Source organism: Psychrobacillus syltrankelensis, assembly GCF_055454035.1.
Genome location: NZ_CM144227.1, coordinates 1389591 through 1410222, shown reverse-complemented (window position 1 = coordinate 1410222; position 20632 = coordinate 1389591). Strand labels below are relative to the sequence as shown.

Annotated in this window: 20 protein-coding genes; 16 read left to right on the top strand and 4 right to left on the bottom strand. The window is 33.7% G+C overall.

Features of this window, described 5'->3' with window-relative positions; genetic code table 11:
• Window positions 1-171 precede the first annotated feature (171 nt).
• From ACTSKG_RS07100 to ACTSKG_RS07090, 3 genes are all read right to left on the bottom strand, one after another.
• Entirely contained in the window at window positions 172-777 is a 606-nt protein-coding gene (locus ACTSKG_RS07100) for an LptM family lipoprotein (protein WP_464757445.1), read from the bottom strand.
• A gap of 156 nt (window positions 778-933) precedes the next feature.
• The gene (locus tag ACTSKG_RS07095) at window positions 934-1542 is read right to left on the bottom strand and encodes a lysostaphin resistance A-like protein (protein WP_464757444.1); all 609 of its coding nucleotides are present in this window, start codon (window positions 1540-1542) and stop codon (window positions 934-936) included.
• Window positions 1543-1607: 65 nt separating this feature from the next.
• Entirely contained in the window at window positions 1608-1796 is a 189-nt protein-coding gene (locus ACTSKG_RS07090; RefSeq protein ID WP_387579149.1) for a YkvS family protein, read from the bottom strand.
• 125 nt (window positions 1797-1921) lie between these two features.
• Here ACTSKG_RS07090 and ACTSKG_RS07085 point away from each other — a divergent pair, with 125 nt between their 5' ends.
• The 7 genes from ACTSKG_RS07085 (at window position 1922) to ACTSKG_RS07055 (ending at window position 7713) form a co-directional block, all read left to right on the top strand.
• The gene (locus ACTSKG_RS07085) at window positions 1922-2110 is read left to right on the top strand and encodes a hypothetical protein (RefSeq protein ID WP_464757443.1); all 189 of its coding nucleotides are present in this window, start codon (window positions 1922-1924) and stop codon (window positions 2108-2110) included.
• Window positions 2111-2203: 93 nt separating this feature from the next.
• Entirely contained in the window at window positions 2204-2380 is a 177-nt protein-coding gene (locus ACTSKG_RS07080; protein ID WP_464757442.1) for a Spo0E family sporulation regulatory protein-aspartic acid phosphatase, read from the top strand.
• A gap of 21 nt (window positions 2381-2401) precedes the next feature.
• Window positions 2402-3340 carry an AAA family ATPase gene (locus ACTSKG_RS07075; protein ID WP_464757441.1) on the top strand — a complete coding sequence of 313 codons (939 nt, stop codon included), beginning with the start codon at window positions 2402-2404 and terminating at the stop codon, window positions 3338-3340.
• Window positions 3337-4491, top strand: a complete 1155-nt coding sequence (locus ACTSKG_RS07070) for a DUF58 domain-containing protein (RefSeq protein WP_464757440.1) — start codon at window positions 3337-3339, stop codon at window positions 4489-4491. Before ACTSKG_RS07075 ends, ACTSKG_RS07070 begins: the two co-directional genes overlap by 4 nt.
• Window positions 4491-5729 (top strand): hypothetical protein, encoded by a 1239-nt coding sequence (locus tag ACTSKG_RS07065; protein ID WP_464757439.1) that lies wholly within the window; start codon window positions 4491-4493, stop codon window positions 5727-5729. The genes ACTSKG_RS07070 and ACTSKG_RS07065 overlap by 1 nt, the downstream gene beginning before the upstream one ends.
• Window positions 5730-5870: 141 nt before the next feature.
• Entirely contained in the window at window positions 5871-6740 is an 870-nt protein-coding gene (locus tag ACTSKG_RS07060) for an NAD(P)-dependent oxidoreductase (protein WP_464757438.1), read from the top strand.
• Window positions 6741-6807: 67 nt separating this feature from the next.
• Window positions 6808-7713 carry a chemotaxis protein gene (locus ACTSKG_RS07055; RefSeq protein WP_464757437.1) on the top strand — a complete coding sequence of 302 codons (906 nt, stop codon included), beginning with the start codon at window positions 6808-6810 and terminating at the stop codon, window positions 7711-7713.
• 701 nt (window positions 7714-8414) lie between these two features.
• On the opposite strand, the gene ACTSKG_RS07050 is transcribed toward ACTSKG_RS07055, so the two are convergent.
• Window positions 8415-8873 carry a YkyB family protein gene (locus ACTSKG_RS07050; RefSeq protein ID WP_464757436.1) on the bottom strand — a complete coding sequence of 153 codons (459 nt, stop codon included), beginning with the start codon at window positions 8871-8873 and terminating at the stop codon, window positions 8415-8417.
• A gap of 192 nt (window positions 8874-9065) precedes the next feature.
• On the opposite strand from ACTSKG_RS07050, the gene ACTSKG_RS07045 reads away from it, so the two are divergent.
• From ACTSKG_RS07045 to ACTSKG_RS07005, 9 genes are all read left to right on the top strand, one after another.
• On the top strand, window positions 9066-11111 hold the full coding sequence (locus tag ACTSKG_RS07045; protein WP_464757435.1) for a sensor domain-containing protein: 2046 nt from the start codon (window positions 9066-9068) through the stop codon (window positions 11109-11111).
• 104 nt (window positions 11112-11215) lie between these two features.
• Window positions 11216-11983, top strand: a complete 768-nt coding sequence (gene fadH, locus ACTSKG_RS07040) for a 2,4-dienoyl-CoA reductase (protein ID WP_464757434.1) — start codon at window positions 11216-11218, stop codon at window positions 11981-11983.
• A gap of 115 nt (window positions 11984-12098) precedes the next feature.
• Window positions 12099-12542 carry a cyclic-di-AMP-binding protein CbpB gene (gene cbpB / locus ACTSKG_RS07035; RefSeq protein ID WP_464757433.1) on the top strand — a complete coding sequence of 148 codons (444 nt, stop codon included), beginning with the start codon at window positions 12099-12101 and terminating at the stop codon, window positions 12540-12542.
• A 70-nt stretch (window positions 12543-12612) separates the two neighbouring features.
• Entirely contained in the window at window positions 12613-14082 is a 1470-nt protein-coding gene (locus tag ACTSKG_RS07030; protein WP_464757432.1) for an MDR family MFS transporter, read from the top strand.
• A 2-nt stretch (window positions 14083-14084) separates the two neighbouring features.
• Window positions 14085-14960, top strand: coding sequence for a LysR family transcriptional regulator (locus ACTSKG_RS07025; protein ID WP_464757431.1), 876 nt, complete (start codon window positions 14085-14087; stop codon window positions 14958-14960).
• Between the two features lie 69 nt (window positions 14961-15029).
• Window positions 15030-17429 carry a hypothetical protein gene (locus ACTSKG_RS07020; RefSeq protein WP_464757430.1) on the top strand — a complete coding sequence of 800 codons (2400 nt, stop codon included), beginning with the start codon at window positions 15030-15032 and terminating at the stop codon, window positions 17427-17429.
• A 2-nt stretch (window positions 17430-17431) separates the two neighbouring features.
• Complete coding sequence (locus ACTSKG_RS07015) at window positions 17432-18361, top strand: ABC transporter ATP-binding protein (RefSeq protein WP_464757429.1); 930 nt, start codon at window positions 17432-17434, stop codon at window positions 18359-18361.
• 1 nt (window position 18362) lies between these two features.
• Complete coding sequence (locus ACTSKG_RS07010) at window positions 18363-19205, top strand: ABC transporter permease (protein ID WP_464757427.1); 843 nt, start codon at window positions 18363-18365, stop codon at window positions 19203-19205.
• A 13-nt stretch (window positions 19206-19218) separates the two neighbouring features.
• A complete protein-coding gene (locus tag ACTSKG_RS07005) occupies window positions 19219-20622 on the top strand; it encodes a hypothetical protein (protein ID WP_464757426.1) in 1404 nt (467 codons plus the stop codon).
• The last annotated feature ends 10 nt before the right edge of the window (window positions 20623-20632 follow it).

Below are 20632 nucleotides of genomic sequence, written 5' to 3'. Positions count from 1 at the left end.
GACAAGCATCCGCCACAAGGTTACAGAAAAAATGGATCGAGAAGTGAAGCAGTCACTTCTCGATCCATAATTCTAACGGTAATAGTGTAGCCAATATTTTTCTGCGACGAGTAACCGCAGGAGCAAATGTTTCGTCCAAAGTACTCAGGAATTAGGGAAGACAAGATGCAGTTAAAGTGCGCTTGCGCTTTTCTTAATTGTTTCTGCCATTTTAACGAACTTATCTAAAGCAGGATTTTCATTTGTATCAAATACAGTAAGTTTTATAATTAATCCTTCTCGTTCAAATGTATATCCTGAAACCATACCTTCAGGTGTATCTATTTGATAACCCTTAACTTCTTTAATACCTTCGTTTTTAGGAAGTTGATCTTCATCAGAAATTTCTACCAATTTCCCATTTTCATTGGATGCCTTAAGAATGTCTACTAAATTATTCGTAACTTCATCTAAGTTGACCTCATGAGAATCGAATGTTTCAATTCTCATGGATTGTGCATCGTTTTCGGTGTTAAAAATCATATCTTTATTTGGCTCTTCTCCAGTTAATTCAAACCCATCCATCAGTGTAACAGAATAGTTTTGGCTTTCACTTTTAGCTGAAGTTCCTTTAAGTTCTTCTTTTGTCTCCGTTGTATTTCCTGCTGCTTCTGTTTGTTCTGCATTCTTAATTTCACTGTCAGGTTGATTGGCTTTTTCGTTTCCTGTAGTTGTACCGCATGCAGCTAATAATACAGTAATTAATAGAATGGAAAGTAATGAGTTTATTTTTTTCATGATCATTCATCTCCTTTTTAATGATTAACTAGTATAACTTTTCCAAAAAATGATGTCTAGCTTCAAGGCTCAAATACTAATAGACACCTGAGCAAGATTGCCACAAATTATGCGACTATCTCTTTTCTAAATAGACGAGAAAAGTAGATAAATGTTTCATATAAGTGGAAACACTAAAAATAATAATACTAACATGGTTATATGTGCCAATATGATAAGTTGCATACTTTTTTTCCATTCATATAAAAGACCAAAAAGGATACCTACAACGAAAGCACCTAAAATTCCTAACCCAAATCCGCTAAAAACTAAAGAAAGACTAAATAATGCAGAACTGATAACAACAGCATAAAAAGGTTTAAACCAATTCTTTAATTGTTGTTGAATATAACCCCTCCAAAATAATTCTTCTCCTGGTGCGATAAGAATGAAAAGGAATACATATTGTGAAATAGAAGATGGAGCAAATTTGGTAATAAAATCATTTATACCTGAAGCTGAAATTATAGGCAATATATGGATTAATTTGTAACCAAATGCTATAATAGCATATATAAGCGTTCCATAAATTAAACCCCAAAAAATATAAGAAAGCGTTTTGACCTCGTCTTTAATTTTAGTATAAAAATAAGCAATAGACATGAGGAAAAGGATCGTAAAAGTGTAAAAGTACCAAAATTCTTTCTCATTTGAAAATGATATCCAAGTGAATAAGTAAGCAAAAAACAAAGACAGTATTAATCTAACTAGTATCTGACTATTCATAAAAAAACACATCCTAACAATTATGTAAAATACCGTTCATCTATGAAAGAGGAACGGCATGACGTTTAATCTTCATTGCTATATAATATTTTATAACGTTTATGATTTACTACCGTTTTTTCTTCTATTTCGAGTTCATCAAAGTTCTCCATAAATGTTAAATTTACTATAACAGAGTTTTCGTTAACTTTTTCAACAATACCTTGAAGACCATCACTAAATTCTATTATATTACCAACTTCTGCAACTTTCACAGACTGTCCCTCCCCTTTTTAGAACTTATTACATTACAGTTTGCCCTAAAAAAAGGTATTCGTAAAGTATTTTAGTCAAAAGCATTAAAATAATACATCATTCAATAAAAGAAAGGAATGATTAGATGAAAACATATGAAGAAATGTTAGAGCAACTTAAAAGTGGAGAAATTCAAACATTAGAAATTGCAAAAAATGATTTTCTTGCTTTTCGAGAAGTATTGATCAAAAGAGAAGATTTTAAACATTTTTCTGGAAATGCAATGCAAGGTGCTCAAGTGGTATTTACTTATTTAAAAATCCCAAGAAGTTAAATTGTCTAAAATTGTCGAGAAGTTCTCGGTTTAAAACTTCATGCAAAAGGTATACTGAAAAGAATGTATATATTGTTAAAGGAGCGATTCTATATGCTAGAATCTATTTTGAAGCGAGTAGAATATACGAGAGAAAAAATGATACAGTCTGCTACTGAAAATGGAGTTTCCAATCAAGAAACAATTCGTTTAAGTGAAGAGTTGGATCAGCTTTTAAATGAGTTTCAATATTTAGATAATTGTGATACGATTAAAGCAAAGATAGATTGACTTATAAAGGGAGAAGTGGTTATGAGTGGTATTTCGTTGCTTCAAGAGGAATTGAACAAAGCTATTGTTGGAAGGAAAAAGGAAATTAAATTAATGCTAATGGGTCTTATAGTACAAGGGCATGTACTTTTAGAAAGCGTACCTGGTTCTGGTAAAACAATGATGGCTAAGTCATTTGCTGAAGCAATTCAAGGAGAATTTAAGCGACTACAATTTACTCCAGATGTTTTACCATCCGATGTAACTGGAATTAGCTATTTTCATCCACAAAAACAAGAATTTGTACTTAGGGTTGGACCGGTAATGAGTAATATACTGCTCGCAGACGAGATAAATCGGGCTACGCCAAGAACACAGTCGAGTTTACTGGAAGCAATGGAGGAAAAACAAGTTACAATCGATGGAGAAACAATAAAATTACGTTCTCCTTTTATGGTTATAGCTACTCAAAATCCTGTAGAGTCACAACAAGGGACTTTTCCACTTCCTGCAGCACAATTAGACCGATTTTTATTTAAAATAGCAATCGATTATCCATCACTGGAAGAAGAAAGGGTTATACTTCAACAATTTGGTCGTTCACCTGGAGAGGTAAAATCTAAAAAAATAGTGACGTTAGAACAAATTGAAGAATGGTCTGAGAAAGTAAAGGAAGTAGCTGTGCATGACGATATCATGACGTATATCATTCAAATTGTACATAGAACGAGAAACCACCCATATATTGAATTAGGCTTAAGTAGTCGAGCTTCTCTTGCGCTATTGCAAGCAGCTAAAGCATCCGCTTTTATAAACGATAGAATGTACGTAACACCGGATGATGTGAAGAATGTTATAGAACCAGTGTGTTTACATCGTATGAAGCTTTCTTCGCAAGGAATGCTCATTCATAACCTAGCAGAAGTTATGAGAGATTTAGTAAGTGAGATTGAAGTTCCAGTAGAGGCATATATTCGATGAATTGGAAGCGGCAAGATATCGATCTGAGGTATACGAAAATATATGTAAATATATTAGTTATCATATTTTTCCTTAGTTTTCTCTTAAAGCAATATGTCTTTTTATCGGTTATTTCGTTTTTACTAATCATTGCTCTTGTGCAAGTTTATTACTCTCGAAAAGTTGGAGAGAAATTAGAGCTGTTAAATGAAAAAAAAAGAGTGCGTTTAATGAAAGATACAGCTTCTAATATAGTACTAACTTTCCAAAATAAAGGTTTGCCTATTTGGAATGCTACTCTATTAATCTCTTTTCAGAATGATATATCACCAAATGGTATTCAGCATGTATCAGTTGGTGGTTTTCATGAAGTACAAGTACCTTTTTCGATTGGATATAAAAAGCGAGTAACTTTAAAAATTCCTATAAAAGGTGTTCATAGAGGTCTCGCTAGGATTAAAGAAATTGAACTTCAAATTCCGCATCCTTTAACGGATGGATCAATAATGCTTAGTTTCAAGTCATTTATTTTAATGGATGCAATTGTTTTTCCACAAATCTATACCATTAATGAAGAGCTTATGCCATCAAAGTTTAAGCAAGGACATTTAGAATTAAATTCATCTTTATTTGATGATCCTTTTTTTCCAGTAGGAACAAGACAATATGAGCCGGGGGACCAATTCCATCATATTCACTGGAAAGCTAGTGCTAAGACACAAGAGCTACAAACGAAAATTTTTACGAAAGTAGCAAATGTCTCCGTTCTATTTGTTGTAAATCTTAAGGAACAATTTAGTGTAGTTGCAGATTTTGAAGAAAAAATCGAGTGGCTCGCTTCTCATATAGACGCTTGTTATAAAAAAGATATACCTTTCTCTTTTGCAATCAATATACGAACCTTTGGAAAAATTCCTTTTGTTTATTTACCTATTGGTAGTGGAGATGCGCATCGGATACAAGCACTAGAAATTCTATCCATCTTGTCTGTAAGTGATATTCTTATTCCATTTGAAAAGATAATTAATTTCATTGATTCACATGAAGAGCTTCCTGTTGCAGTGTATATAATGACACATGACCTAGTGAAGTTTTTACCTTACCTAAGCCCTTGGGAGCAACGTACAAACGTTTTATACCCCACAGTTATAGGAGAAGGGGGGAGCGCTTAGTGAATACTTCCATCCGCAATATTAATATTCAAGTACAGTCATTTGGAAACTATATGAGAGATATATGGATCATTGCATTGGTTTTTGTATTGATTTCCAATGAAACAATTAAAGTCTTACCTTTTATTTGGATTGGACTACAATTAGTCATTGCTGTTGCTAGCTTGTTTATTTTCAGAAAAACAGGCCCAAATATGGTTATTCCGTTTATTATCCCTACGATAACTTTGTTAATCCTTTTCCTTTTTGGAGCTCCTTTTTGGTTGTTTATACTAGCTGTCGCCTTTTCGATATGGCGAATTCAAGCAAGATTTAATACAATTCAAAATATGCAAACTACAGATAGTAGCTTTTCACTCCTATTTATCGCTTTTTTTCTTTTGATTCATTTTATTTGTTTTATTTTAGGATATGAAGGGTATCGTTTCCTTCTTTATACAGTGTTCTTAACAGGTATTGCTCTATTTGTTGGGATACGATTATTCTCTGTTTTGATAAACACGGACAAGCAAAATTCTCTTCCAATAATGAAATTAGCAGGTGTTTATATTGTTAGTATCGTTACGATGACATGTATTTCTGTTTTTATTTATTTCTTAGCTCCAATATTGCGTAAAATGTTTGATGTTCTGTTTGTAGCTATCCTCCATGTAGTACTCATCCCTTTTGGACCTCTAATGGGTTATATGGAAGGTTTGATTGATATGTTCCAAATTAGAGAAATGGAAGAGGACAACCAAACAGAGGTAGGGGAGCTAGGTAAACTTGAGACAAAAGATATTATTGTTAACGAAACTACCATACATTTCCCTTTCGAATGGATATATTTTGGACTAGCTGTAATTGTAGTTTTATTTTTCATACGATATTTGCTAAAAAATAAACCAGACAAATTCGAAGTCGAGCAAATTGAAATTGATTATGATAACAGTCAATTAAATGAAGAAGAAAAACAAAAGAGCCAATCAAACTCCTTATACAAAGTTGAAACATCACTTTTGCGTGAAAAGTATTTAGCGTTTGAAATGGAAGCTCGGTCATTTGAAATAGAGAGAAATAAAAGTGAAACAGTAAGAGAATGGTTTAAAAGAATGGGATGGAAAGTAGAAGATGACTTTTTTCAAATATACGAAGAAGTGAGGTATGGAAAACAATCGATTAGTGCTGAGAAAGCGGAACTATTTTTGGGGACCTTAAATGAAACAAAAAATAATTTTTTTATTGAAAAAGATGTTTAAAGAATAAGTAAACGGGGCATATTAATATAGAACACAGCAACATTCTCATTTCCCCCTTTTTAAGGATTACCCAAAAATATTTGGGTGATCCTCTTTTTTTGGTACACTATAGATATAAAAAATACTTCTGGGGGAATATACATGTCAGAGCATTTAAAAATAGGTTTTATTGGTACTGGAGTTATGGGGAAAAGTTTAGTTAAGCATTTATTGAAAGCGGGTCATGAACTAGCTATATACACGAGAACGAAAGAAAAAGCTGAAGAACTTGTTTCTATAGGTGCAACTTGGGCAAGTTCGCCACATGAGGTAGCTAAAAACGCTCAAATTTTATTTACTATGGTTGGGTACCCACACGACGTCGAGGAAATATATTTTGGTGAGAATGGTATTTTAGGAGCAGACAATAAAGGATTAGTTGTAATAGATATGACTACCTCTACACCGACACTTGCTCAAAAAATTGATAAATCAGCGAAAGAAAGAGGAATGCTTGCCCTCGATGCACCAGTTTCGGGTGGAGATATTGGTGCCCGATCAGGAAAGCTTTCTATAATGTGCGGCGGAGATAAAGAAACATTCGATCAAGTGTTTCCTGTTTTGAGTCTCTTTGGCGAAACAATTTTGTACCAAGGACCATCGGGTGCGGGTCAACATACGAAAATGTGTAACCAAATTACGATAGCGACAGGAATGATTGGTGTTTGCGAAGCACTTGCCTACGGAAAAAAAGCAGGATTAGATTTGGACCAAGTGTTACGTTCCATATCAACAGGAGCAGCAGGTTCTTGGTCATTGAGTAATTTAGCTCCTCGAATGATAGCTGGAAACTTTGAACCTGGTTTTTATATTAAACATTTTGTGAAAGATATGAAGATTGCATTAGATGAAGCAGAAAAGATGAATTTACAACTTCCTGGATTACAGCTTACAAAATCTATGTATGATGAATTAGTAGCACATGGATACGAGGATAATGGTACACAAACATTAATAAAATCATACGAATGATATAGGGGATAATTACTACTTTATGATACAATAGATACAAATCAATGGGCAGGAAAGGGCGATTCGTGTGAATGATCATAAAGGTATTTTACTTGAAAGCGGAACAAATGAATTAGAAATAGTAGAATTTCAAGTAAGTTCTAATAAATTTGGTATAAATGTTATTAAAGTAAAAGAAATAATTCAGCCAATTACAGTTACATTTGTTCCACATGCACATCCACATGTGGAGGGAATTGTTCAACTTCGTGGAGAAGTTCTTCCAGTAGTTAGTATGGCGAAGGTTTTAGGACTACCTGTAGTAGTTAGAAATGAACAGGAAAAATATATTGTTGCGGAATTTAACAAACAAAGAGTCGTTTTTCATGTAGATAATGTAACACAAATTCATCGTATCTCATGGGATCAAATTGAGAAGCCTTCTGATATATATCAAGGGAGTTCTTCTCATGTAATTGGTGTTATAAAACGAGACGATGAAATGATTCTATTACTAGATTTTGAGCGCATCATTGTAGATATAAATCCAGAATCGGGTATTAATGTGAATTCAATAAAAAAGCTTGGAAATCGAGAGCGTTCAAATAAGAAGATTGTTATTGCTGAAGATTCACCGCTTCTAAGAAAACTTTTACATGATACATTAAATGAGGCTGGTTACATAAACTTAGATTTTTTTGAAAATGGAAAAGATGCATTAGATTATCTTGAAAGCCTAGAAAAAGTGTCGCCAGATGTTTCGGAACATGTCCAAATGATAGTTACTGATATTGAAATGCCACAAATGGATGGACATACTTTAACTAGAAAAGTAAAGGAAAGTGGTAATTTATCTAAACTGCCTGTTCTAATATTCTCTAGTTTAATAACAGAAGATCTTCGACATAAGGGCGATCAAGTAGGGGCAGAAGACCAAATTAGTAAACCAGAAATTGCAGAGTTAGTATTAAAAATTGATCAATTTATTTTATAAAAACTAGCGTGAAATATAACTATTTCACGCTAGTTTTTTTACAGAATAAGTTTCTGCCATGAACAGGTTGATTTCCGCTGGAGGCGGACGCTTTCTTACCACTAGTCAAGAATAACTTCTATAGGCGTTGCTAAACGATGTAGCGCTTAGCCTTTAAACAATTGAACGCTCAGTCCAGGGTCTTGATTTGCTTGCAATTCCCTAAGAGTCCCCGCCTTCAACTCCAATCAACTAAAGGTAAACTTATATGTAGGAATACGCTGGTGAAAAATAGGAAGCATACATCGAATAAAGAATGAAAATAACTCCCGAAATTGTATCTTCGGGAGTTTCCTGTATGAGTATGAAAGGATCTTTTCTTTCATTATCCAAAAAGGGTTTAAACGTATTTCTAAAGTCGGAGGAGAGCGACGGACAGACGATAGCCATAAGATTACCTGCCTCTTCTATAGCCTTCGGTAATGATATAGCTCGAGATTATCCAAAGCCCTCTGGAAACGATTGAAATAGGTTTTGTACTTAAAGGACGCTTGCGTTTTTCTTACTTTTTCGACAAACCCATTTCTTTTCTAAATTATCATGGTGTGTTCTTCGATGTTGTCAGAAAGTCAAAACAAGCAGAGAATAAAAAAGAATTCGGGAATGTTAGACATTCTCGAATTCTTTTTTTATCTATTGAAAATGACGAATAAATTCTTCACTCATCGGTCTAAATATGATTGATTTGCTTTACTGTTAGTTCTGGAAAATTTCTTTGTATACATAGGAGATTGAGTAGTGGTTTTCCTAATGAGCGGTTGAGGTCCTATATAATCAGAAAGTAATTGCTTAGCCATACGTAAATTCATTTTTCGAATAGGATTTCGATAGGTGTCGTCTAAATGGCCAAGGTGAGGTAGGTTTTTAAAATCTTCTTTTACTGGAATGACATGGAAAAAATAGTCAGCACATTGGATTAATACAGAGGATTGCTGCTGACTAAACTTGGGATTACGGACAAAGTGAAGACCTACTTTTTTTGCTTTGTTTTCTTTTAACATTTTTTGAAGAGCTAATTTTTTTAATTCATATAGTGGTTTGTTATCAATTGCTGTTTTTGCATGACGATTAACGGTATATATTGCCGTAGCAATACGTTCTTCATCTGTTGTCCTTATCATGAAATCCCACCTAATAAGATTAGTATTTAGAATATCATACCAATTTTCAGTGAAATAGTATACAAATATCAAATAATTATATGAAAATATACTAAGTCGCATTAAGCTAAAGTTATAAAGAATTTTGTCGATAAAATAATATGAAGTAAACTTTTATATTTTTACCGTACGAACTATGTATTGGAGGACTATATGTACAATTCAGACAAAAGAGGTCTTGCTATTCACAATAACTTAGTTGATCTAATACACGAAAATTCGTTTTTATATACTTTATTAATTGGAAAAAATCCAAAAAATGAGTTCTCTATTATATACGTTAATAATGCGGCTGCAAATTTTTTTACTAACACTATTCAAAGCTCACAACAATTTTTTTCAGAGGAAGTTTGGAATGAGTTGTACCTATTAATAAATATTTCTTTAGTTGAAAAACAAAATACGTTTTATAATATTCCTATTATTTATCAAAATAGTTTATATATTTTTGATATTACAATTGTCTCATTTCAAGATAAAGCAACTGAAGTATTTGGAATAACAATGAACAATAGGACGGAAAGTGAAAAGGAAAAACTCGCTTTAACAAATATAAAAGAAAAATACTATTCTTTGTTAGATAATAACACAGATCCCGTTTTGTTAATTGATCAAAAAGGGATTATTCAATATTCCAATTCGATAGCTTTAAAAATTTTAGGTTATAGTTTGGAAAGACTGTTAAAACATTCAATTGAGCAATTGATTGAGGAAAACTCTGTGAGAAATTTTAAAATTATGATGAAGCAGTCGTTAAGTGGTTACGCTAGCGAAATGCAAAATTGTCTCATTCAACATGAAAAAGGTCATTTTTTACATCTATATTTGAAAGCAATACCAGTTCAACATCAAGATAATGTTAAGGAATTTCATTTAGTTCTAAGAGATACGACAATCAACTCTGAAGAAAAGGATCAACTATATTTTTTAGCTTATCACGACCATTTAACTGGTTTATGGAATCGTCGAGCTTTAAAAGAGCATTTACGTGAAATATTAATCCAAGAAGATGGTTTAACAAATGAAATAGCGATTTTACGTATTGACTTAGATCGTTTCAAGCTGATCAATGAATCTCTTGGATTTAATTATGGCGATGAGTTCTTGAAGAAAATTGCAGATAGACTTATTCCATACATAGACAAGTCAAATAATTTATACAGGCAAAGTGGAGATGAATTCGTATATATTTTGAAGGGGAAATCGCGAGAAGAAACAAGTTTGTTTGCAGAGAATATTTTAAAAGAACTTTCGAAACCAATCTTCTTGGATCACCAAGAGTATTTTGTTACTGCATCCATCGGAATTTCTATGTTCCCATATGACGGTAAAAAGATGGATGAGTTACTCATTAAAGCCGATCAAGCTTTATATGTTGCTAAAGATAGAGGAAGAGCACATTACCGTTTCTACCAAGAACAAATGAACCTGTCTTTTCCAAATGAAGTATTAATGGAGTCTCATTTAAGAAGAGCAATTGAAAAAGAAGAACTTTCTATCCATTTTCAGCCACAAGTAAATTTAGTGACAGGGGAAATTAATTCCTTTGAAGCTTTACTTCGTTGGAATAATAGAAAGTTTGGATACGTGAAACCTTTGCAGTTTATTCCGCTTGCTGAAGAATCGGGTATTATTATGCAAATTGGGGATTGGGTATTAGATGAAGTCTGTAAGCAATTAAAATGTTGGCAAAATAAGGGGTATCGTCCTGTTCGTATCGCTGTTAATATTTCACCAAAACAATTTAAACAAGAGAATTTTGCTTTAAAAATTCGAGAAAAACTTAATAAATATCAACTTAGTCCTAATTCATTGGAAGTAGAAATTACGGAAAGTGCAATGACTGATATGCAAGATACTTTTACTATGTTAAAAGAGTTGAAGGATATTGGTGTAATAATATCTATTGATGATTTTGGCACTGGATACTCTTCATTGAGCTATTTAAAAAAATATCCGATTGATATTATTAAAATTGATCAATCATTTATTAAAGATATTGAAATAGATGAAAAAAATGCAGCCATTGCAACTACAATAATTCAGCTTGCCCATAGCTTAGGAATGGAAGTTATTGCTGAAGGAGTTGAAAAGGACAAACAAGTAGAAATCTTAAGAGAAGCAAATTGTCAAAAAGCCCAGGGTTATTATTTTAGTCGTCCAGTACCAATCGATGCAATTGACGCAATTTATATGTAAATTACAAAGCCGTAAATTTCTTTTAAGAGATTTACGGCTTTTCTATAAATGGTGTGATAAAATATTGAGTGAATGTTCATTCAATTTATAAGGGGTGTGGATTGATGTTGAAAGGTAAAACAATAATAGTTACTGGTGGATCAAATGGAATGGGAAAGTATATGGCAATGAAATTTGTTTCTGAAGGGGCAAACGTTGTAATAACTGGCCGAGAGTTAGAAAGGTTGGAAATTGCCAAAAGAGAAATTGAAGCAAATGGGACTACAATTACTACTTTTCAAATGGATGTACGCAATCCCGAACATGTGGAGGCAATGATCGAGTTTACTGATAAGAAATATGGTCAAATAGATGGTTTAGTAAATAATGCAGCAGGGAACTTTATTGTAGAAACAGAAAAACTTTCTCCAAATGGTTGGAAGACAGTAATTGATATTGTGTTAAATGGAACATTCTATTGTTCACATGCAGTTGGCAACTATTGGATTCAAAAAGGCACGAAAGGTTCTATATTAAATATGCTTGCTACCTATGCATGGGGAGCTGGAGCAGGCATAGCTCATTCAGCGGCAGCAAAAGCCGGAGTTATGTCTCTTACAAGAACTCTTGCAGTAGAGTGGGGTAGAAAATATGGAATTAGAGTGAACGGTATTGCCCCAGGTCCCATTGAACGTACAGGTGGAGCCGATAAACTTTGGGAGTCAGAGGAAGCTGCGAAAAGAACGCTTAAATCGGTGCCACTAGGACGACTTGGCAAACCTGAGGAAATTGCCGAACTTGCAACGTTTATCTTGTCTGAAAAGGCTTCTTATATGAATGGTGAAATCGTAACATTAGATGGGGGGCAGTGGTTGAATCAATTTCCATTCTAAAAATATATAAACAGTTTGTAAGCGATTCCATAGTTTTTTATTCCTTGCATATGATATTATAGTTATATAGGTTATGTTTTCATAAAATGAAAACAAACAAAGGAGTAGAATGCGAATGTTATCTGTAAGCAACAAAGACTTTTTACAAATTCCGATTGAGGATTATATCATCTCTGCGGAGAAAGTAGCGCATGTCCAATTAGGTAATAATGCGGAGCACGCGTTGTTAGTATTAACTAAAACTGGATACTCATCTATTCCTGTTCTGGATGTAAAATACAGACTGCAAGGATTAATAAGTACCCAACAAATAACCGATGAAATTTTAGGATTAGAGCATATTGAATACGAGAGACTACCATTCTTAAAAGTGGATGACATAATGAAAACAGATCTAGCAGTAATTCATGTTAAAGAAAAATTTCAAAGAGGTCTAGATTTATTAGTAAACAATCCTTATGTATGTGTTGTCGACGATGAACGCACTTTTTTAGGAATATTAACAAGAAGAGTTATTCTAAAGCAAATGAAAAAATACTTATACCAATCACATGAGTAATAAGGAAAATAGGGAAATGGAAGAAGGCCTAGCTCCAGAGGCTTTCTTTTTTTTGAAATGAGGGATTTTTTTGAATAGTAAAGTAACGAAACGTTCTTTTGTGTTAATAGCTATTATGCTGGCTATGTTTATGAGTGCTGTGGAAGCAACTATTATTGCTACAGCTATGCCAACTATTACAGCTGAGTTAGGAGGTTTTTCAAGATATAGTTGGGCTTTTTCAGCGTATTTATTAATGAGCACGATTATGGTTTTAATCTATGGTAAGCTTGCTGATTTGTTTGGAAGAAAAATTATTTTTTATATAGGTGTAAGTTTGTTCTTAATAGGATCTTTTTTATGTGGTTTTGCTAGTTCTATGGAGCAGCTTATTGTATTTCGATTAATTCAAGGATTAGGTGCAGGAGCGGTTCAACCAATGGCTACAATAATTATTGGGGATATTTATCAAGGAAATGATCGAGCAAAAATCCAAGGATATTTATCGAGTGTATGGGGAATATCTGCAGTCTCTGGTCCAGCAATCGGTGGAATATTAGTTGAAACGATTGGTTGGGAATATGTATTTTGGGTTAACATTCCAATTGGGATTATTTCTATGATAGGTATCGCGCTTTATTTACATGAACCAGTGCAAAAGAGTAAGCCGATAGTTGATTATAAAGGGGCGTTACTATTAGCAGCTATCTTATCTTCTTTATTATTTTGGTTAGTAGAAGGTGGACAAACTTTCCCTTGGAATTCTTTAGCAAGTTTTACCCTATTGTTTATCGCGATTGGCGGTTTTTATGTATTTGTGAAAGTTGAGAAAAAAGCAACGGATCCCTTTATGCCGTTATCAATATGGAAGAATAAAACGATTTTATTTGCGAATGTAATTTCCTTTTTTACAGGAGTGATATTAATTGGATTATCAAGTTATTTACCAATGTATGTTACAGGAGTAATGGAACAAAAAGCAATTATAGCCGGTTTTACTTTAACCTCTGTATCCATTGGATGGCCACTTGCTTCGACGATTGCTGGGAGACTTCTACCTAAATATGGTACATATAAACTGTCGTTTGTAGGTACACTATTTTTGATGGTTGGTACTTTTTCGTTTGTATTAATTAGTTCAACATTAAGTCCAATTATTATTGCTAGTTGTAGTTTTTTAGTTGGTATAGGTATGGGTTTAACTAGTACATCATTTATTGTAACTATTCAAGGGGCAGTTGGACGTGAACTAAGAGGAGTTGTGACGGCAAGCAATTTATTTATGCGCAACTTTGGGAATACGGTTGGTGCTGCACTTCTTGGAATGATAGTTAACCATTCATTAAGTGAGTATTTAAAAAAAGATGGCCAATTATACAGTTTAAGTGTAGTAGATAAATTGCTTGATGAAGAAAAGCGAAAAACTTTCTCGATAGAACAACTGTCCTATTTACAAATAGGATTAGACCAAGCTCTTCATGCTGTATTTATTGCATCTTTTATATTTGCTTTAATTAGCTTTGTGTTTGTATTTGGAATACCTAAAAAGAAAGGGATATAAAAATGACATCAGATTTTCTAATAATTAAGATATTAGCGGAAGAACAAAATATGCGAAAAGCAGCGGAGCGACTTTTTTTATCTCAGCCTGCACTTTCGTTACGTTTGCAAACGATTGAAAAAGATTGGAATGCTAAACTTTTTTTACGTTCACAAAAAGGGGTAACTCCTACTCCAGCAGGTGAGCTTGTTATAGAGTTTGCAAACAATATGTTGCAACAAAAAGAAGAAGTATTGGAAAATATTCAATCTTTAACATCTAAAGTCCATGGAACTTTAAAAATTGCCTGTGCCTCGATAGTTGGACAAAATTGGTTGCCAAAAGTATTAAAGGATTTTGTTCAAACCTATCCAGAAGCTAAAATTTCCCTACTTACTGGATGGAGTTCTGAAATTGTAAAGTCTCTCTATGATGGTGAAGCTCATATTGGTATTGTCCGTGGACAAACCGATTGGAAAGGAACAAAAACACATCTTTTCCGAGATACACTTTATTTAGTAGATAAAGAAATGACTTCTATCGATGATGTATTAACGACAGAGAAGCCATTTATACAGTTTAAAAGTGATTCAAACTATTATCAAGAAATACAACAATGGTGGCAAAAACACTTTTCCACTAATCCAAAAAGACAAATAATAGTTGATCAAATTGAAACATGTAAACAAATGGCGTTAAACGGAATTGGTTATGCTATCCTGCCATCTATAACACTAAATGGTCATGAAGATGTACATAAAATTCCTTTAACAAATCAAGAAGAACAATTTGAGTTAACTAGAGATACTTGGCTAATAGGTTACGACGCCGCATTTGAACTTCCTCAAGTAGATGCGTTTGTTAATATAGTTAATAAACATGCAAAAAAGTTTCAATAACCATTTGAGAAAGGAACTTCCATTTGTAATTAACGTACTAATACATATAAAGATAAAGGAGGACAAAATATGTATTTCCGAAAGTTTGCGTTGGTTATATCAGCACTATTAATATTCCTTCTATTACTACCGACGATTAATGCCTTAGCTGCTCCTAATTTACAAGTAAAAGCTACTGCTGGGTTTAATGGCAAAGTTAAATTTGGAGAAGGCTTGCCAATTACTATTACGGTAGAAAATAAAGGAGATGCATTTTCAGGAGATATCGTACTCGATGTTTTGGAGTCTTATAATCTCGGTAATGCTCAAGCAATCCCTTTTGAAGTTGGTGCAGGCGAGACAAAGACAATTCAAATTGCTGCATCAGGATTGACCGAAGACTATATGTATCAGGGTTCAAACGCCCAATTGATCCACTTTTACGAAGGTGGTTGGAAAAAAGGAAAGTCAATCGATTATAAAGGAACCAAAAATTTAAAAGCTACTTTTTTAGACCCAGCTACTCCTTTTTATTTTACATTAACAAATAGTGCTGATCGTCTAAAAATACTTAGTCAAATCAAACAACAAAATCAATTAAGTAGTGAAGTAATCCATGTAGCACAACTAAGCAATTTTACACTACCAACGGAATCGGAAGCTTGGCAAATGGCTGACTACATATTAATCGATGAATTTGTTTTGGCAGACTTAGTTGAAAAACAGCAACAAGCTCTTATTGATTATGTAAGTACAGGAGGAATTATTGTTGTAGGGGCTTCTGATAATATTGCTGCGGAGCTAGGAAAACTAGGGAATTATTTACCTTTGTCTTTGCAAACAAGCACTCAATCATTAGCTGCGGAGAAAGTGAGTGCATTTACTTCCAATAATATATTGTCAAATGATTTAAAGGTTCATAATTCTTCTTTGAACGAAGGAGCAACAACATTAATCGATCTAAACGGTACGATATTAGCTGCAAAGAAAAAATTAGGTAGTGGATTAATCATCCAAACTTCGTTTTCCCTTGGAGATGACCCTTTAGCAAAAGATCCAGTATATAGCGATTTAATGTCTACTATTTTGCAGTCTGTTAAAGTACAAACACCTTCTAATATGTATGGAAACAACAGGAAGGACCAATTAGTGTATGAGTTAGGTAATACAAATTCCTTATTTAGTTCGTTTAAAGTATCCACACCATTAATGATTGGTATTGTTATAGTTTATATGATATTAGTTGGACCACTATTATATCTAATATTGAAGCGAAAAGATAAAAGAGAGTATGCATGGGGAATAATTCCTTTAACTGCCATTATTGCGTCAGCTGCAATCTTTGGTTACGGGGCTAAGGATCGTATTGCCCGCCCTCAAGTTCAGCAATCTTCCTTTCTATATGTCAACGAAGATAAAAGCTTAAATGGATATTATACTGAATCTCTTTTAAGCAATAAAAGTGGAGAATTCTCTTTTGTAGCTCCGTCGTCTACTTTAATGGTAGCTCAAAGAAATATGAATTCATTCACTGGGCAATCTCCTAACATTCATGAAAAAGTTATTTTAGAAAAACATGCGACAAATAGTGAGTTAACTTTTAGAGACGTAGGTTACTGGTCTGTTTCTTCTTTTTTAGGTGATGCACATCTCGAAGATGTGGGGAGTTTTGGGATAGATTTACGCGTAGAAGCAAGTAAAGTAATTGGAACAGTTCAAAATAATTTTCCTTTTACCCTAAAAGATGCAGCTATATGGTCGGGAAGTAAATTAATTAAATTAGGAGACCTTCAACCGGGAGAAAAGATAGAAGTGAATAAAGAACTAGGTTCTGTTATGCTGACACCAACTTCTAATCCGTATATTAATAGAAACTATGGTATGCCAGTTACTAATTTAGACGATTTAATCGATCAAAGAAAACAATCACTATTCTCTTCTAGTCAAATGTTTAATCAGCTTGGTACTAGTCCAGCTGTAACCGCATTTACAGATGGTAATATAATTCCAATTGAATTGAAAAACAAAAAAGTTGAAATGTCTTCCCTACATTTAATCATTCAACCATTTAAAGCTAAAACAACTTTAGCGGGTGAATTTGTACTTCCAGCAAATACGTTTACTGTAAATGTAAATACAGATGCTTACGGAAAGTATATGCAACCTGTTGAAAATAGTAATTTAGAGTGGTATTTAGAAGACGGGGATTATAACGTATTTTGGAAAGTTCCAGATTCAATTCCTATAGATAAAGTAACATGGACTCAATTACAGATAGCGAATACAGATCGTAATTCCCATACAATTGAAATCTGGAATGTTGCCACTCAAGCATTTGAAGAAATTGATCAAAGTCGTTATACAGTAACCGAAAATATAAAAAATTATATTAACGATTCAGGGGAAATATATTATAAATTGCATAAAAAATCGGTTCAAGGTGATTCGTACACTAGACTTCCAGAGATTCGTTTAAAAGGAGAGGTTTAATTATGATTGAGATTAAAGGATTAACAAAAAAATATGGCTCCTTTTATGCTTTAAATGATTTAAACCTCACTTTAAATGAAGGAACTGTATTCGGTTTTGTTGGAGCAAATGGAGCAGGTAAGTCTACAACATTCTCGATTTTAGCAACTCTTTTACAACCAACTGCTGGAGATGCTTTTGTTAATGGAAAAAGTGTGAAAACAGAAGCGCATGAAGTGCGCAAGCAAATTGGCTATATGCCAGACTTTTTCGGTGTATATGATCAATTAAAAGCAAATGAATACCTTGACTTTTATGGAGCAAGTTATGGAATTTCAGAATCAGAAAGAGAAAAATTAATACCTCAATTATTAGAGCTTGTTAACTTGACACATAAGCGCTACGAATACGTGGACCTTTTATCAAGAGGGATGAAGCAACGTTTATGTTTAGCTCGTGCATTAATACATGATCCGAAAGTATTAATACTGGATGAACCTGCATCTGGACTTGATCCACGGGCACGAGTGGAAATGAGGGATATTTTAAGACAATTAAAGAATATGGGTAAAACAATATTAATATCATCCCATATATTACCTGAGCTTGCAGAGATGTGCGACGAAATTGGAGTAATCGATGGAGGGAGATTAATTGCACATGGTTCCGTTGGGGAAATTCAAGCACAGCTTGCTGGTGAAAGACAAATTTCAGTCAAAATAAAAGGATTATTAGAATATGCAGTTACATTTTTTGAAGAAGATCCTTTCGTTTCCAAAGTAGAAATCCATCAAGAAAAAAATAGTGTTATTTTCAATTACCGCGGAACAGAAGAAGATCAAATTAGCTTATTAAAGAAAGCATTGGATCATAATATAAGAATTATTTCTTTCTCTGAAACAGAAACTAACCTTGAAGATGTCTTTATGGAAATTACAAAGGGGGCTAAGTAATATGAAACAAGCCTTTACTAATCCAGTATTGAAAAAAGAGATTAAATTACGTTTTCGTTCACTTAAAAGTTTTACTGGAATTCTCTTTTATTTAATAGCGATGTGTATTTTTGTTTTTGGGTTTATTATGTTAACCACTTCCTTTACAGGTACTGGCTATTTTCGACCAGATGAGAGCTTTTTTATGTTCTCCATGCTGACGTTTATTCAACTAGGGCTTATTCTGTTTATCACTCCTGGGTTAACTGCTGGAGCAATTAGTTCGGAACGTGAGAAGCAAACATTAAACATATTATTAACAACTTCTCAAACTTCGTTTCAAATAATAACAGGAAAGCTCACGTCGTCAATCGCATTTCTTCTCTTATTAGTAATAGCTGGCTTACCTATCTATAGTTTAGTTTTCCTATTTGGTGGTGTCTCACCAGGACAACTTGGAATCATTTTCTTATTTTACTTTCTAACGATGATTGCTATTGCTGGAATAGGAATTATGTTTTCCACGATTATCCGTAAAACGATTGTTGCAATGATTGCAACATATGGAACGATGATTTTTCTAACAGCAGTTACTGGCTTTATTTATCTAGTTATAACTAGAATGAATATTATGGCAACTGGAGCACCAACTGCCTCACCAGTTGGTCACTTTTTTGCAAGTATTAATCCAGTAGTTTTAATGCTTACGCTTATTTCTCAAGGATCTGATAGTTTTATTACACAATCTACACAAATAGAATTTCCCATTTGGGCAGGATATACGATCTTTTATGCTTGTTTGACTATAGTAACTATCTTTATTTCTGTGAAAAAACTACGCGTTAATATGAAACGTACTAAATGAGGAGGAACTTTGGATGAGTACTCCACATAAGTTTATTCGTTTTATCCAAAAAGCTAGGCTTAGACTTGCTATGGAGCATTATATTAGAATGCTTCAGGCAGCATTGTTTAGTGGATTTACTTTTGCTGCGGCTATTCTGCTAGTTTCTCGTTTATTTGTATTTCCTTACTATATTCGGACAGCTGCTATTGTCGGAGCAATTTGCTTTGTAACAGTGTTCTTGTATGCATTTTTGAAGAGGCCATCGTATGAGGATGCCCTACAAAAACTGGATTCTTTTTATCAAAACAATATTTTAATTACCGCAATTTCGTTTCTTTATGAAAAATCTTTACTTATTAAAGGGGTACTTGAAAAGGCAAATCAAGAAAGTAAAGAAGCATTTGAGAAGTTTAAGCAACGCGAAAAAAAATATATACAACCTAAGTGGCTTATAGGAGTAATCCTTTCTTTTACCGTTGTACTTGTTTTGTATGTATTTCCTGCAACAACTCAACTAGAAGCAAAAGATATTGAAAAAGAACATCAAGTTGTCAGTGACATGAAAAAAGATATAGAAAAGTTAGAGAAAAAAAACTTAGCTAAATCAGTTAAAAAAGAGCTAAAAGAACTAAAAGAAAAATTAAAAGAAGTAGACACTGCCGAAGAAGCGTTACGTGAAGTAGTGAAAAAGCAAAAAGAATTGGCTTTGAAAGAACAGAAACTGGAAAAAAAGAAAGAGCTTTCAGAACAAGAGGAATCCATGGAATCCTCTTTATCTGCAGAGGAACAAAAAGAATTAGCTTCGTTAGAGGATGTAAACAATGCTTTATCTAAAAGTTCCTCTTCTACTCAAACTGCATTAAGTAAAATGGGTAAATCATTCCCATTTACTCCGAGTGAGATAGCTCAGGAAAATGCGAATTCGAATAATAATAAAAGTAATCCGAAGAATTCAGAGTCTGGAAATGAAGAACAAACAGGCTCTGAGGGAAGTAAAAATAACGATAAAAATAATCAAAGCCAAGGTCAAGGCAAGGGCAAAGCTCAAGGTCAAGGCAAAGGTCAAGGTCAAGGTCAAGGTCAAGGCAAGGGAAATGGCCAAGGTCAGGGTCAAGGTCAAGGCAATGGGAAAGGTAATGGTCAAGGAGCGGGAGGAGCAGGTAAAGGCTCTGGTGGGAGAGACCTGCTTTCTATTCCATCTAGAATTGGAGGGAAGGGTGAAACGACTATAGATGGAGGTAAACTTGGAGAAGGGGAATCTGCAAGTCAGCAACCTGGTGAGGTACCAGTGACTCGTGGATCAGTGAAGTCATACGAAGCAATAGTCAATGAATACTCAGAATCGTATTTAAAAAGCTCGGAGAGAATGCAATTACCATCAGACTTACAAAGGCTAGTACAAAATTATTTTTCATCAATTGAGAATAAGGAATAGAGGAGGTAAC